Here is a 15,234-nt window from a genome sequence, read left to right on the forward strand (position 1 = left end):
GGACATCCTCGGCTCGCAGGGAAAAGCGGCAATCTATCGAGGGACGCCTAAATGAAATGCCGGCCAACTCTCTTTGCGTTGAGGGATATTTCGCTCAATAGCTGTTTGGAGGCCGACGCGGCAGAAAGCGCTTCAGGGCAATCGGGAGAGGGCGTTGCCAGTGCTCCAGCCGCCCCCCAGAGCCTTGAACAACCCCACCGCCGCCTGCAGGCGCGCCAGGCGCAGCTGCACCGCGGCGTCCTGCGCCTGGTAGAGGGTGCGCTGGGTGTCCAGCACCGTGAGCAGGGTTTCCGCGCCGGCCTGGTAGCGGCTGTCGGAGAGTTCGAAGGCGTGCTGCGCCTGTTCCAGTTCCTGCTGCTGCCAGTGCAGCTGGCGGTCGATGCCGTCGATGCCGTTCAGCGAGCGCTCGGTGTCGGCGAAGGCGCCGAGGATGGCCTTGCGGTAGTTCTCCAGCAGCTCGCGCTGCAGCGCCAGGCGTCGGTCGCGTTCGGCGCCCAGGCGGCCGTGGTTGAAGATGGGCGCGAGCAGGTTGGCGCCCAGGTCGTAGTAGGAGGTGCGCAGCAGGTCGGAGGCGTGGTTGGCGCCGGAGGACAGGTCGGCCGTCAGCGTCAGGCTCGGCAGCATGGCGGCGCGCGCCACCTGCACGTCGGCCTGGGCCGCCGCCAGCTGCGCTTCGGCGCGGGCGATGTCCGGGCGACGGGTGAGCAGTTCGCTGGGCAGGCCGGCGCCGATCTGCGGCCAGCGCACGCTGTCGAACGGCTGGCCGCCCAGTTTCAGGGCCGGCAGCGGTTCGCCGATCAGGGTGGCCAGGGTGACCTGGGCATCGCGCTCCTGTTGCAGCAGCAGCGGCAACTGGCGCTGCTGGGCGGCCACCAGGCCGCTCTGCTGGGCCACTTCCAGTTCGGTGGCGGAACCGGCCTCGCGGCGGCTGCGCACCAGGCCCAGGACCTGCTCGGCATTCTCCAGGTTGAGCCGGGCGATGCGCTGCTGTTCGCGCAGGGCGAGCACCTGCAGGTAGGCGTCGGCTACCCCGGCCACCAATGTCAGTTCCACGGTGGCGCGGTCATATTCGCTGGCCTTGAGGCTTTGCAGCGCGCTGCGGTAGGCGGCGCGGCGGCCGCCCCAGAAGTCCACTTCGTAGCTGGCGCTGAGGCCGGCGCTGAAGGTGTCCACCGCTTCGTCGTCCTCGCTGGCGTCGATGCCGCTGTAGCCGGCGCCATGCAGCAGCTTCTCGCGGGTGACGCCCAGTTGCGCGTTGACTTCCGGCAGCAGCGGCGCGCCGGCGATCACCGCGCTGGCGCGGGCCTGGTCGACACGGGCGATGGCCGCGGCCAGGTCCTGGCTGTTGTCCAGGGCACGCTGGACCAGGCCGTCCAGCTCGCCGGCGCCGAAGCGCGTCCACCAATGCTGCAGCTCGCCGCGGCGGGCGCCGCCGGCGCCGTACTGCCAGGCAGGCGGGGTGGCGATGCCGCTGTCGAGGGGTTGCGGGGCGCCGGCGCAGGCGCCCAGCAGCAGGCAGGCGGGCAGTAGGCTCAGGGCTTTCATTCGGGTGTCCGTCATTGGCTGGCCAGGGCGGCCACCGGGTCGAGGCGGGCGGCCTTGCGCGCCGGCATGAAGCCGAACACCAGGCCGGTGGCCAGGGCGCAGGCGAAGGCGCCGAGGATGGCCGCCGGGGAGAAGGCCACCGCTACCTTGCCCAGCAGCAGCGCGCCGCCGATGCCCAGGGCGATGCCGACGCCGGCCAGGCCGCCGACCACCGAGAGCAGCGTGGCCTCGGTGAGGAACTGGCGCAGGATGTCGCTCTGCCGCGCGCCGGTGGCCATGCGGATGCCGATCTCGCGGGTGCGTTCGCGCACGGTCATCAGCATCACGTTCATCACCCCGATGCCGCCCACCAGCAGCGAGATGGCGGCGATGGAGCCGAGCATCAGCGACAGGGTGTTCTGGGTGTGCGCCTCGGCCTGGATCAGCGCGGCGTTGTTGGTCAGCTCGTAGTCACGCTGGCCGCGGTGCAGGCGCTGCATCAGGCGGTCGATGGCCTTCTCCGTCTCGTGCACGCGGCGCGCGTCGGCGGCGGCGATGATCACGTATTCCGGGTTGCGCGTGCCGAACAGGCGGATGCTGGCGGCGGAGTAGGGCACCGCGATGCGGTTGTCGGCATCCTGGTCGCCGGAGCTGGAGCCCTTGGCCTGCAGCACGCCGACCACCTGGAAGGGCACGTTCTCGATGAGGATGTAGCGGCCGATCGGGCTGGCGGCGCCGAACAGCTTCTCGCGCACCTTGGCGCCGATCACCGCGACCGTGGCGGCATTGGCTTCGTCGCGTTCGGTGAAGTAGCTGCCTTCGCTCACCGGCCAGTTGAGGATCGCCGGGAAGTCGGTGTTGTTGCCGCCGACGTAGGCGTGGTAGTCGAGGCTGCCGTGGCGCACCACCAGCTCGCCGCCGTTCACCGGCATGGCCATCTTCACCTGGGGCAGGGTGGCGATGGCCGCGACGTCGTCCAGGCTGACGATGCCCATGGGCGTGCGCGGGTTGGGCGAGTAGCCGCTGAGGTAGATGATGTTGGAGCCGAAGGCGCCCATCTGCGCCATGACCTGGCGCTTGCTGCCTTCGCCCACGGCGAGCATCACCACCACCGAAGCCACGCCGATGACGATGCCCAGCAGGGTGAGGGCGGTGCGGAAGCGGTTCAGCCACATCACCCGCCAGGCCGCGCGGATGGCTTCCAGCAGCTCGGCGCGCCAGGCCCCGGCGGGCTCGGCGCTGCCCTGCTGCAGGCGCTCGCGCAGCTCCTCGGCGCGCAGGCCGGGGGTGGCCGGTTGCGACGGCGCGCCATTGGCGCTGTCGCTGACGATCTCGCCGTCGAGCACCTCGATGACGCGCTTGGCGCGGGCGGCGACGTCGCGGTCGTGGGTGATCAGGATCACCACGTGGCCCAGGGCGGCCAGCTCGTCGAGCAGCGCCATGACCTCGGCGCCGCTGTGGCTGTCGAGGGCGCCGGTGGGTTCGTCGGCGAGGATGATGTGGCCGCCGTTCATCAGGGCGCGGGCGATGGAGACGCGCTGCTGCTGGCCGCCGGAAAGCTGCTGCGGGCGGTTGCCGGTGCGCTCGCCCAGGCCCAGGCGCTCGAGCAGTTGGCGGGCGCGGCCGTGGCGTTGCAGGGCCGGGGTGCCGGCATAGATGGCCGGCATCTCGACGTTTTCCTGGGCCGAGGCCGAGGGGATCAGGTGGTAGCCCTGGAACACGAAGCCGAAGGCCTCGCGGCGCAGCCAGGCCTGCTCGTCGCTGTCCAGCTCGGCGACGTCGCGCCCGGCGAACAGGTAGCGGCCGCTGCTGGGGCGGTCGAGGCAGCCGAGGATGTTCATCAGCGTCGACTTGCCGGAGCCGGAGGCGCCGACGATGGCGACGAACTCGCCGGGGTGGATGCTCAGGGAGATGCCGCGCAGCACCTCGACCTCGGGGCTGCCGTTGCCGCCGTAGCGCTTGCGTACGTCGCGCAGTTCGATCAGCGGGATGTCCTGGAGGGTTTCGCTCATTCAGCCCTCGCCATTGTCCGGGGCGGCCATCAGCAGGCGCTCGCCTTCCTGCAGGCCGGACAGCACCTGGACGTGCAGGCGGTCGCTGATGCCGGTCTCGACCTTGCGGCTCTCCGGCTTGCCGTTGCGCCCGACCACCCAGACGTAGTGGCCACCCTGGCCGTCTTCATGCAGCGCGGCCACGGGCGCGGTGAGGGTGCCCTGGGCGGTGGCGGCGACGAAGAACACCTGGGCGGTCATTTCCGCCATCAACTGGTGGTCGCTGTTGTCCACGTCCACCAGCACCGTGTACAGCACCACCCGGCCGCTGCCGCTGGAGCCGCTGGCGGAGCTGCTGCCGGTGCTTTCCTGGTTGTTCGGGTCCAGCGGCTTGGGCGGCACCGGGAGTATCTGCCGCACCGTGCCGCTCCAGCGCCGCCGCTCGCCGGCGAGGGTGGTGAAGTAGGCCGGCATGCCCGGCTTGACGCGGCCGATGTCGGCCTCGGAGACCTGGGCCCAGACGGTCATTGGCGAGAGCTTGGCGATGCGCAGGATCAGCGGCGTCTGCTGCTGAGCGTTGAGCGTCTGGCCCTCGCGGGCGTCCACCGCCACCACGGTGCCGGACATGGGCGCGTAGATGCGCGTGTAGCCCAGCTCAGCCTCGTCGCTGCGCAGGGTGGCCTTGGCCTGGTGGATCTGCGCCTGGTACATGTCTATCCGCGCCTGGGTCGCCTGCACCTGCGCGTAGGCGGTCTGCACGTCTTCCTCGCGGGTGGCGCTGGCGGCGGCCAGGCGCTGCTGGCGCTGGTATTGCTGGCGCGCCAGCAGGTGCTGGGCGCGCTGCTCGGCCAGCTGCGCCTTGAGCACCTCGATGGAATAGCGGCCGGCGTCGACCCGCGCCTGCTGGGTGGAGGGGTCTATCTCCACCAGCAACTGGCCTTCCTTGACCTCGTCGCCGGGCTCCACGTGCAGTTTGAGTATCTGCCCCGATGCCTGGGCGCCGACGTCCACGTAGCGCCGTGGCTGCAGGGTGCCGAGGGCGGTGACGCTGCTTTCGATGTCGCCGCGGGCGACCGGGGCGGTGATCAGGTCATCGCCGCCGAAGGGGTGGGTCTGCCAGGCGGCGACGGTGAGCAGGGAGACGAGAAGGGCTGCGATCAGCAGTGTGCGACCAGTACGACGGGGGCGTTTCATTCGGGGTTCCGGCCAGGACTTGGAAGGCATGCCGCCGCGGGGTCGCGGCCAGGCATGCGCTTTCGGGAAGACGGATGATGCCCAAGGAAATTTAGCGCCGACAGGGCTGGCGGAGCTTTATTCGCGCGCTGTTACAACTGCGCGTAGCGGCTGCTGATGCGGATGCTGCCGTTGTCCAGGCGCTGTAGCTCGACCGGCAGCACCCGGGGCAGGGCATTGACCAGTTCCTGCAGGTTGCGCGTGCGGTAGGTGCCGCCGATGCGCAGGTTGGCCACCGTCTGGTCGGCCAGCACCAGCGGGGCGTCCAGATAGCGGTTGATCAGCGGCAGGGCGGCGCCCAGCGACAGGTCGTCGAGCACCAGGCGGCCGTCGCGCCAGGCCAGGACCTGGACGGGGTCGGCGCTGGCCACCAGGGGCTGGAGCATGCCGGCGCGGTAGCTGGCCTGCATGCCGGGGGTCAGGCTGCTGTCGTTGCCGTCCTTCTCGCTGCGCACCCGCACCGAGCCTTCGGTGACGGTCACGGTGACCTGGTCCTGGTACTTCCACACGTCGAAGCGCGTGCCGGTGACGGTGATGCTGCCCTTGGCGGCGCGCACCACGAAGGGGTGGCTGGCGTCGTGGCTGACGTGGAAGTAGGCCTCGCCCTGGTCCAGCACCACCCGGCGCACGTCGCGGAAATTGGCGTAGGACAGGCGGGTATTGAGGTTCAGCTCGACCTCGCTGCCGTCGGGCAGCACCACTTTGCGCAGGGTGGTGTCGGCCTGGTAGCGGTGGTAGCTGTCCGGCACCCAGCCCTGCAGCCAGCCCAGGTAGCCAGCGGCCGGCAGTACCAGCAGGGCGAGGGCGGCGGCGCGCAGTTGCTTGCGCCAGGAACGCCGGCGGCGGCCCGCCTGAGCCGGCGGGCGCGGCAGCGGTGGGCGGCGGCCGGTAGTGCGCGGGGTGGGGCGGACTTCCAGCAGGTGCGCGCTGAGCTTCCAGATCTTCTCCACTTCGGCGTACTTGGCCGCATGCCGCGGGTCGCTTTCCAGCCATTGCTGGAACTGCGCACGCTCGGCATCGCTGCAGTCCGGCTCGTGCAGGCGCATGCACCAGTGCGCGGCGGCCTGCGCCACGGGATCGCTTGAAGGGGAAGGGGGGGTAGTCATGAGGGGGCCGGTTGAACCTTGCCGCGCCTGGATCCGGCGCCGCCATGGCGGAGGGATGATGGGCGCAATTATAGGAGAGCTCGCATCCTACGGAAAGCCGCGGCCGGGCGCCAGCCACCCCGATCCAGCCTTGCCGGGGCGCCTACGGCGGGCGTCGGTAAAGTTTCCCGGGCGCGCTTCGTTCCCTGAATGCCGGCGTTCTGGGCGGAGCATTCATGCCGCCGAAGGCCGCGACTCCCAGTCGTCCTGCGCCATCCGCGGCGCGCTCGTACAGAGATGAATCGATGCAAAAGCGCACCCTCGTGGCCGGCCTCGCCGGCGCCTTGCTCGGCCTGCTGCCCCAGGCCCAGGCCGACAGCGCCCGCCCGGCCGCCCTGGCCGCCGACATCCGCTGGACCGCCTACGGCGTACCGCACATCCGCGCCACCGACGAAGGCGGCCTGGGCTTCGGCGTCGGCTACGCCTACGCCCGCGACAACGCCTGCCTGCTGGCCGACGAGATCGTCACCGCCCGCGGCGAGCGTTCGCGCTATTTCGGCGCCGAGGGCGAGTCCTCGGCGCAGGTCGGCAACCTCGCCTCGGACGTCTTCTTCACCTGGCTCAACCGCCCGGAATCGGTGGAGGCCTTCCGCAAGGCCCAGTCCGCGGAGGTGACGCAGCTGCTGGAGGGCTATGCCGCGGGCTTCAATCGCTTCCTGCGCGAGGCCAGCGCCGACACCGCCAGTTGCCTGGGCCAGCCCTGGCTGAAGCCGATCGACAGCGGCGACCTGGTGCGTCTGACCCGTCGCCTGCTGGTGGAGGGCGGTGTCGGCCAGTTCGCCCAGGCTGTGGTAGCCGCGGCGCCGCCGGGTGCTGCCAATGCGGCTTTGACCGGCGCGGAGGGCTTCCGCCTGGCCGAGCAGCGCCGCGAGCGCTTCCGCCTGGAACGCGGCAGCAACGCCATCGCCGTCGGCGCGGAGCGCTCGGCCAGCGGCCACGCCCTGCTGCTGGCCAACCCGCACTTCCCCTGGCAGGGCGCCATGCGCTTCTACCAGCTGCACCTGAGCATCCCCGGCAAGCTCGACGTCATGGGCGCGGCGCTGCCCGGGCTGCCGATGGTGAACATCGGCTTCAACCGGCACCTGGCCTGGACGCACACGGTGGACACCTCCAGCCACTTCACCCTCTACCGCCTGGAGCTGGACCCGCAGAACCCGCTACACTACCGCCTGGACGGGCGCTGGCAGCCGCTGGAGAAGCGCGTGGTGAAGGTCCAGGTACGCGGCGCCGACGGCCAGTTGCAGACGGTCGAGCACAACGTCTACGAGTCGGTCTACGGCCCGGTGCTGGTCTGGCCCGGCAAGCTCGACTGGAGCGCCGGCGAAGCCTATGCCCTGCGTGACGCCAACCTGGGCAACACACGGGTGCTGCAGCAGTGGTACTCGATCAACCAGGCGCGCGATGTGGCGGACCTGCGCCACCGCGTGGAGTCCCTGCAGGGCATTCCCTGGGTGAATACCCTGGCCGCCGACGAACACGGCGACGTGCTCTACCTGAACCAGTCCGTGGTGCCCAACCTGACCCCGGGGCAGCTGCAGGCCTGCGCCATTCCCGCGCTGGTCGCCGAGGGCCTGCCGGCGCTGCAGGGCAACCTCGGGCGTTGCGGCTGGAGCCGCGACCCCGGCGCGGCGCAGCCCGGCATCCAGCCGGCCACGCAACTGCCGGCGCTGGTGCGCCGCGACTTCGTGCAGAACTCCAACGACAGCGCCTGGATGACCAACCCGGCGGCGCCGCTGGAAGGCTTCTCGCCGCTGGCCAGCCGCCAGGACCAGCCGCTGGGCCTGCGCGCCCGCTTCGCGCTGCAGGCCCTGCAGGGCAAGGGGCCGATCGACGAGCCGCTGCTGCAACGGCTGGTCACCGGCAACCACGTCTACGCCGCCGACCTGGTGCTGCCCGACCTGCTGCAACTGTGCCGCCAGGCGCAGGAAGCAGCGCTGTCGTCCGCTTGTGGCAGCCTCGCCAAGTGGGACCGCAGCGCCAACCTCGACGCCGGCCCGGGCTTCGTCTATTTCCAGCGCTTCATGACCCACTTCGACGCGCTGGAGGGCGCCTGGAAGGTGCCGTTCGATCCCGCGCGGCCGCTGCAGACGCCCAGCGGCATCGCCCTGGACAAGCCCGAAGTGGCGAAACAGGTGCGCGAAGCGCTGCTGGCCGCGACGAAAAAGGTGCATGAACTAGGGCTCGACCAGCGCCAACGCTGGGGCGAAGTGCAGGTCAGCAGCACGGCCAAGCCGCCGATTCCGATCCCCGGCGGCGACGGCCACCTGGGCATCTACAACGCCATGCAGAGCGTGCCCCACGGCGACCATCTGGAGGTGGTGAGCGGCAGCAGCTACATCCAGCTGGTCAGCTTCACCGCCGAGGGCCCGCAGGCCAAGGGGCTGCTGGCCTTCTCCCAGGCCAGCGAGCCGCGTTCGCCGCACCACGCCGACCAGACCCGGCTGTTCTCGCGCCAGGCCTGGTCGCCGCTGCCCTTCACCGAGGCGCAGATCGACGCGGACCCCGGCCTGCAGGTGCTGCGCCTGGCGCAATGAAAGGAGGCGTGCTCCCATGATTTCCAATGAGCTTCAGGCACCTGCGCAACGGATTCGAGCATGCAAGAGGAGGGCGGCGCACCCGCAGCACTGGCTGCGCCCGACCCAGGGGGACAAGGAGAAGCCAATGACCCAATCCAGAGCCAGCGAGCCCGCCCGGCGGATTCTGGCCCATGCCGGCCTGCGCACCAGCCTGCCGCGGCTGGTGGTGTTGAGCGCCTTCCACGAGCAGGACGCCTACACGGTGGAGGAGCTCTACCAGCGCCTGCGCGAGCCGACCAACTCCATCACCCAGGCCTGCGTGCAGAGCACCCTGCGCAGCCTGGGGCGCAGCGGCGTGCTGGTGCGCGATGCGCAGCGCCGCTACCGCCTGGCGCCCTCGTTCGCCATGGCGCTGGGCGAAGAGGGCGAAGCTCGCCGTCTGCAGTGATGCGTCGTTAGAGATTCCTACAGAAAACGCTAATAAGACGCATTCTAAATTTCCGCAAAGCGGTCTCGTCTTTCAGAAACAAGGCGCCGATGCGGCGTCCCCATGGGCCGGCGGACCGCCGTCGCGCCTCCTGGCAAACGGGCTAAGGATATTGGCAGCATGAACCAGATGATCACCCCCACCTACGACGTTCTCGGCATCGGTTTCGGGCCTTCCAACCTGGCGCTGGCGATCGCGCTGCAGGAGCAGGCGCAACGCGAGGGCCTCGACTACCATGCGCTGTTCCTCGACAAGCAGGGCGACTACCGCTGGCACGGCAACACCCTGGTGGCGCAAAGCGAACTGCAGATCTCCTTCCTCAAGGACCTGGTGAGCCTGCGCAACCCCACCAGCCCCTACAGCTTCGTCAACTACCTGCACAGCCAGGGGCGCCTGGCGGACTTCATCAACCTCGGCACCTTCTACCCGTGCCGCATGGAGTTCAACGACTACCTGCGCTGGGTCGCCCGGCACTTCGCCGAGCAGGCCCGCTACGGCGAGGAGGTGCAGCGCGTGGAGCCGGTCGCCGGCGCCCACGGCATCGACCTGCTCAAGGTGGTCTCGCGTGATGCAGAAGGCCACGAGAACTTCCGCCTGGCGCGCTCCATCGTCCTCAGCACCGGCGGCACGCCGCGCATTCCGCAGGCCTTCGCCAGCCTGCGCGGCGATGCGCGGGTGTTCCACCATGCGCGCTACCTGGAGCGCATGGCCGAGCAGCCCTGCGTGCGCCACGAGCCGATGCGCATCGCCGTGGTCGGCGGCGGGCAGAGCGCCGCCGAGGCCTTCATCGACCTCAACGACAGCTATCCCTCGGTGCAGGTCGACATGATCCTGCGCGCCGCCGTGCTCAAGCCGGCCGACGACAGCCCCTTCGTCAACGAAATCTTCGCGCCCGACTACACCGACCTGGTGTTCCAGGAGCCGGAAAGCGAGCGCGAGAAGCTGATCGCCGAGTACCACAACACCAACTATTCGGTGGTCGACCTCGACCTGATCGAGCGCATCTACGCCATCTTCTACCGCCAGAAGGTCTCCGGGCAGGCCCGCCACGGCTTCCTCTGCCGCCGCCACGTCGAAGGCGTGCGCGCCGACGCCGCCGGCGTGCACCTGAGCCTGCGCGACAGCGCCACCGGCGAGGTAGAACAGAAGCAGTACGACGCGGTGATCCTGGCCACCGGCTACGAGCGCAACTCGCACCGCGAACTGCTGGCGCCGCTGCAGGCGCACCTGGGCGACTTCCGCGTCGACCGCGACTACCGCCTGCAGACCGACGCGCAACTGCGCGCGCCCATCTACCTGCAGGGCTTCAGCCAGGCCAGCCACGGCCTCAGCGACACCCTGCTGTCGGTCCTGCCGGCCCGCGCCGAGGAGATTTCCGCGTCGCTGTTCCGGCACCTGCAAGAACAGCCGGCCGGGCGCACGGCTGCTGCGCAGACGGCCGAGACTGCCTGAGGCAGTTCCATTACCGGGCCGCCTGCACTGGCGGCCCGGAGGTTCGCCTCAGAAGTCGTAGCGGGTCGTGAGCATCAGGTTGCGCGGCTCACCGTAGTAGCCGGTGTTGTAGAAGCCCAGGTTGCTGAAGTACTTCTTGTCGAACAGGTTGTTGACGTTGAGCGTGGCGGACAGGTGCTCTGTGACCTGGTAGCGCGTCATCAGGTCCACCAGCCAGTAGCTGCCCTGGGTGTATTTCACCGTTTCGTAGTTCTGGTCGCTGACGTCCGTCCAGATCTTGCTCTGGTAGCTGGCGCCGCCGCCCACGGTGATCTGGTTCAGCTCGCCCGGCAACTGGTAGGTGGTGTACAGGCGGAACAACTGGTCCGGGTTCAGGGTGCGCAGGCGGCTGCCGTCCTTGTCTCGGGTGACCGCGTGGCTGTAGCCAGCCTGCATCTGCCAGCCTGGGAGGATCTCGCCGGAGATGTCCGCCTCGAAGCCGCGGGTCCTGGTGCCGTTGACGCTGTCGTAAGCGATGCCGCCGGAAGGGGTGACATCGGTGGTCTCGACCGCGAGGTTGTCCTGCTGCGACTCGAACACCGAGAGGCTGGCGTTGAGCCGGCCGTCGTAGAACTCGCCCTTCACGCCCAGCTCGTAGCTCTTGCCTTCTTCCGGGTCCAGCGGCTTGTCGTTGATGTCGCGCAGTTGCTGCGGCTGGAAGATGCCCGTGTAGCTGGCGTACACCGAGTAGTTGTCGTTCAGGTCGTACACCGCGCCGAGGTAGGGCACCACCACGCCGCTCTTGCGGGTGCTCTGCGGGGTGACGGAGTAGCCGTACTGGCTGTCGGAGATCTGCTCGGCGCTGTCGTGGTAGTCGGCCACGCGGGCGCCGGCGATCAGCGCCAGGTCGTCGGTCGGCTTCAGGCGCACGGTGCCGTAGTAGCCGGACTGGTGCAGCTGCGAGTAGTTCTTCAGGTTGGCCTTGGAGCCCCAGTCCGGCTCGGGGAACTTGCCGTTCCAGGTGAAGATGTTGGGGATGCTCGGGTCGTAGGGCGTGGGGTAATCCCAGTAGCCGTTGCCCTTGGTCACCGAGCGCGTGGCGTTGTAGCCGAACACCGCCTCGTGTTCGCGGCCGAACAGTTCGAAGGGGCCGGAGGCGTACATGTCCACCGAGTCGCGGCGGGTGTCGCCGGTGTACTTGCCGTGGAACAGGATGCCGCCTTCGCCGGTGAGCGGGTCCGGGTAGCCGCCGCCGGCGGAGCCCAGCGGGGCGTGGTAGCCGCTTTCCTGGTGGTTCAGGTGCAGCTTGAGGGTCCAGTTGTTCTCCAGCGTGTGCTCGAGGGTGGCGAAGACCGTGCGGTTGTACTGCTCCCAGGAACTCCAGTTGGCGCCGGGGTTGAAGGAACGCGGGAAGTCGGTCTTGGAACCGTCGGAGTAGAACAGCGGCACCCCGGCCCAGCTGGAGGCGGTGGGGGTGGTGTCCTGGTAGTCCATGCCGATGCTGAACAGGGTGCTCGGCGTCAGGTCGGCTTCGAGGATGCCGTAGTAGGTGGAGTTCTTCTGCTCGTAGCGGTCCAGGTAGGAGTTCTTGTCCTGGTAGGCCGTGACGAAGCGTCCGCGGATGTTGCCTTCCTCGGTCAGCGGGCCGCCGACGTCCAGCTCGCCGCGGTAGTTGTCCCAGGAGCCGGCGCCCAGCGACAGGTGGCCGGCGAAGCTGCGGGTCGGGCGCTTGCGGATCAGGCTCAGGGCCGCGCCGGGCTGACCGCTGCCGGTGAGCAGGCCGGTGGCGCCCTTGATCACCTCGATGCGGTCGTAGATGGCCATGTCGCTGAGGGTCTTGCCGTCGGCGTAGGCGGTATCCAGATAGGAGGGGATGCCGTCGTACTGGAAGTTGGTGATCTGCGAACCGCGCGCCCAGTAGGCGCTGCGCTCGCTGTCGAGCTTCTGCACGGTGACGCCGGGGGTGCGCTTCATGACGTCGTCGATACTGTTGAGGGCGAAGTCGTCCATCTGCTGGCGGGTCATCACGTTCACCGTCTGCGGCGTCTCGCGCGGCGACAATACCAGGCGCGTGGCGGAGGCGATGGTGCCGGGGGTATAGGAGCCGCTGCCCTCGGTGATGGTCCCCAACTGGTTGCTGAGCACCGTGGTCGCGCCCATTTCCAGCGCGCCCTCGCTGCTCGGGCGGGGCATCAGCGTGTAGTGGCCATCCTCGTTCTGCACCGCTTGCAGGTCGCTGCCGGCGAGCAGTCGGGCCAGGGCGTCGGGCACGTTGTAGCTGCCCTCCAGGCCCTCGGTGCGGTGTCCGCGGGTCAACGCCGGGTCGAACGACAGGACGATACCGGCTTCGGCGGCGAAGCGCGTCAGCGCCTGGCCCAGGTCGCCCTTGCTCAGGTGATATTGGCGCACTGCGCCCTCATCGGCTGCGGCGTGCACGGGCGCGGCCAAGGGCAGGAGGAGGGTGGAGCAGAGGAGGGCGCTACGGATACCAGCCGACAGCGGGCGGACTGGGAAGGGTGTTTTCATCGTTGAGTGTTCTCTTCGGTTGGCTGGCGGGCGATCTGCCCGTTGCCCTTGAGTCGAACGAGAACGAGAAGAAATATCATCGCGGCAAAAATATTTTTCGCTCGCCTCAGCGCGCCGTCACCGTGACCCAGAAGCGCGTACGCCGCTCGATGCGCACCGGCAGGCTGTTGGCCAGCGCACGCAGGGCCTGGTCGGTGTCGTTCAGCGGGAAGGTGCCGCTGATCCGCAGGTCGGCTACCGCCGGATCGCAGCGCAACCAGCCGGCACGGTAGCGTCCCAGCTCATGCAGGAAGTGCGGCAGGCTCTGGTCGTTGGCGATCAGCAGGCCGCGCGTCCAGGCATCCTGGCCGGCCTCCAGGGGCTGCACCGGGCTGGCGGCGAACGCATCGAAACGGCATTGTTCGCCGGCCGAAAGCAGCACCTCCCGGCCGCGACCGGGGGTTATGCGCACCCGGTGCTCGAAGACCGCCACCTGCGCCTTCTCATCGACCAGGCGCACCGAGAAGCGCGTGCCCAGGGCCTGCACGCGGCCCTGCGGGGTCTGCACGTACAGGGGGCGGCCGGCGGGGTCCGCCGCGGTACTGAGCAACAACTCACCGCGGCGCAGTACGATCAGCCGCTGCCGGGTGTCATAGACGACGTCCACGGCACTGTCGGTGTTGAGCTGCAGTTGCGAGCCATCGGCCAGGGTCAGTTTCGGCCGCTCGCCGGTGGCGCTGCTGTAGTCGGCAAGCCAGGCCCGTTGCTGGTCGGTGCGATAGCCATCCCAGCCCAGCGCGCAGGCCCCGGCGAGCAGGACGAAACCCTTGAGCGCACGGCGGCGGCCGCCCAGGCGTTCCTGCTCGGCCAGCTCCAGGGCGCGGCCGGACACGCCAGTGGGAATGGCCGACCACTGCTGTTGCAACCCCTGCGCCTGGGCCCAGGCCCAGCGGTTGTCCGGCGAGGCTTCCAGCCAGACCTGCCAGGCGGCCTGGCATCCGGCGCCGGCATCCTCGCAGCGCAGCAGGCTGTACCAGTGAGCGGCCTGTTCGAGGGCGGCCAGCTTGTGGGTATCGAGGGAGTTCATGGCGTCAGAGTCCGGTGCGCAGGCGATGCAGCAGGCATTGGTGCATCGCCTTGGCGATGTAGCGGTTGACCGTGGCCAGGGACAGGTCCAGGCGTTCGGCGATCCGCTTGTAGGGCATGCCGTCGAACTGCGCGAGGAGGAAGGCCTGGCGCACCTTGGGCCCGAGGCCGGCAAGCATGGCGTCGAGTTCGCAGAGCGTTTCCAGCAGGATGGCCCGGGTTTCCTCGCTGACCTCCACGGCCTCCGGCTGTTCGGCCAGGGCCTGCAGCCAGGCGCGCTCCAGGCGGGCACGCCGGAAGTGGTCGATCATCAGGCGCTGGGCGATGGTCGCCAGATAGCTCTTGGGCTCGCGCACGGCTTCGATGCGCGCCGCGGCATCTTCGGCAGTCAACACCCGGATGAATACGTCCTGTACCAGGTCGGCCGCCAGTTCGCGGCAATCGACGCGAGGACGGAGCCAGCCCTGCAGCCAGCGATGGTGCTCCTGGTAGATCTTGCTCACCTGCTGCTTGAGGGCGGGGCTCGACATGGGGAGTGGGGCTCGGTGATACAAATGGGATTTATTATCATTTTAGGTGTAGCGCGGTCACCCCGGCAATATGTCGTGCTGGTTGAAGAGCATGCTGCTGAGAGCTCGGGGAGTGCTTTTCCTGAATATCAGCGCTTGATTTTCAGCCCCTTCACCGAATGCGCGCGCTGTTCGTCCAGCGAGTTGTAGTAGGTGTTCTGCGTGGTGCTCAGGCTGTTGTGGCGCAGGTCGGCCTGCAGGTCCTTCATGTCGCGCAGCGGCGCGTCGAAGGTGGCCGAGGTGTGGCGCAGCCAGTGCAGCGAGACCGAGCGCAGCTGGTCCACTTCGTCGTCGCTCCAGCCTTCGGCCGCCATGCGTTGCAGCGCGCGGTCGAACAGCGCCTGCAGGTGCAGTCCGGCGCATGAGTGTCGTCGTGCGTTGCATGCTGCGTTTACGTGAAAAGCGTGACGAGGATTGGCCGCGAGGTTCGCAGATTTCACGTAGCGTCGCGTTGGTGTTGGCAGCTTCGAATGGGTTGCCTGCGAATCCGTTTGGGGAAACGTGGAATGATCGAGCGCCGAGTCTGCGGTTCGAGCGGAGCTGCCATGGCAGATCGACGGATCGACTCAGGGAAGATGCCGAGACGGGCAAACGAGCGGTTTTCCCTGGTGAATTCTGCAGGGGCCATCTGCAGCTGGGCTTATCCAGACTTCGCATAATATCGTGACGTTACGTTAAGTCGGCTCCGGACAATGCTGATAAGCTCCGGGGCCGATTTAGCGTAATGTCCATTATGCGATGCCCGCC

General features: G+C 68.8%; 10 protein-coding genes and 1 pseudogene. 3 read left to right on the top strand and 8 right to left on the bottom strand.

What is annotated here, in order from left to right; all coding sequences use genetic code 11:
• Window positions 1-132: 132 nt before the first annotated feature.
• From RN02_RS14800 to RN02_RS14815, 4 genes are all read right to left on the bottom strand, one after another.
• Entirely contained in the window at window positions 133-1,545 is a 1,413-nt protein-coding gene (locus RN02_RS14800; protein WP_043315111.1) for an efflux transporter outer membrane subunit, read from the bottom strand.
• Window positions 1,546-1,556: 11 nt separating this feature from the next.
• Window positions 1,557-3,536: a MacB family efflux pump subunit gene (locus RN02_RS14805; RefSeq protein ID WP_043315112.1), complete on the bottom strand. Its 1,980-nt coding sequence runs from the start codon at window positions 3,534-3,536 to the stop codon at window positions 1,557-1,559.
• Window positions 3,537-4,709 (bottom strand): efflux RND transporter periplasmic adaptor subunit, encoded by a 1,173-nt coding sequence (locus tag RN02_RS14810; protein ID WP_043315114.1) that lies wholly within the window; start codon window positions 4,707-4,709, stop codon window positions 3,537-3,539.
• A gap of 131 nt (window positions 4,710-4,840) precedes the next feature.
• Window positions 4,841-5,854 (bottom strand): FecR family protein, encoded by a 1,014-nt coding sequence (locus RN02_RS14815; protein ID WP_043315115.1) that lies wholly within the window; start codon window positions 5,852-5,854, stop codon window positions 4,841-4,843.
• 284 nt (window positions 5,855-6,138) lie between these two features.
• Between RN02_RS14815 and pvdQ the strand changes: the two genes are divergently transcribed.
• The 3 genes from pvdQ to RN02_RS14830 all read left to right on the top strand — a co-directional run bounded on the left by pvdQ (window position 6,139) and on the right by RN02_RS14830 (window position 10,348).
• Window positions 6,139-8,427, top strand: a complete 2,289-nt coding sequence (pvdQ, locus tag RN02_RS14820) for a bifunctional acylase PvdQ (protein WP_082033810.1) — start codon at window positions 6,139-6,141, stop codon at window positions 8,425-8,427.
• 127 nt (window positions 8,428-8,554) lie between these two features.
• On the top strand, window positions 8,555-8,857 hold the full coding sequence (locus RN02_RS14825) for a transcriptional repressor (protein ID WP_043315116.1): 303 nt from the start codon (window positions 8,555-8,557) through the stop codon (window positions 8,855-8,857).
• A 159-nt stretch (window positions 8,858-9,016) separates the two neighbouring features.
• Entirely contained in the window at window positions 9,017-10,348 is a 1,332-nt protein-coding gene (locus RN02_RS14830; RefSeq protein ID WP_043315117.1) for a lysine N(6)-hydroxylase/L-ornithine N(5)-oxygenase family protein, read from the top strand.
• Between the two features lie 48 nt (window positions 10,349-10,396).
• On the opposite strand, the gene RN02_RS14835 is transcribed toward RN02_RS14830, so the two are convergent.
• From RN02_RS14835 to RN02_RS14850, 4 genes and pseudogenes are all read right to left on the bottom strand, one after another.
• Window positions 10,397-12,853: a TonB-dependent siderophore receptor gene (locus RN02_RS14835; protein ID WP_043315118.1), complete on the bottom strand. Its 2,457-nt coding sequence runs from the start codon at window positions 12,851-12,853 to the stop codon at window positions 10,397-10,399.
• Between the two features lie 106 nt (window positions 12,854-12,959).
• The gene (locus RN02_RS14840) at window positions 12,960-13,919 is read right to left on the bottom strand and encodes a FecR domain-containing protein (RefSeq protein WP_043315119.1); all 960 of its coding nucleotides are present in this window, start codon (window positions 13,917-13,919) and stop codon (window positions 12,960-12,962) included.
• A 4-nt stretch (window positions 13,920-13,923) separates the two neighbouring features.
• The gene (locus tag RN02_RS14845) at window positions 13,924-14,448 is read right to left on the bottom strand and encodes a sigma-70 family RNA polymerase sigma factor (protein ID WP_043315120.1); all 525 of its coding nucleotides are present in this window, start codon (window positions 14,446-14,448) and stop codon (window positions 13,924-13,926) included.
• A 128-nt stretch (window positions 14,449-14,576) separates the two neighbouring features.
• Window positions 14,577-14,834 (bottom strand): annotated as a pseudogene (locus RN02_RS14850) (site-specific integrase); the annotation flags it as partial.
• Between the last annotated feature and the right edge of the window lie 400 nt (window positions 14,835-15,234).

The sequence above is a fragment of the Pseudomonas sp. PI1 genome (assembly GCF_000812405.1).
GTDB lineage: Bacteria > Pseudomonadota > Gammaproteobacteria > Pseudomonadales > Pseudomonadaceae > Pseudomonas > Pseudomonas citronellolis.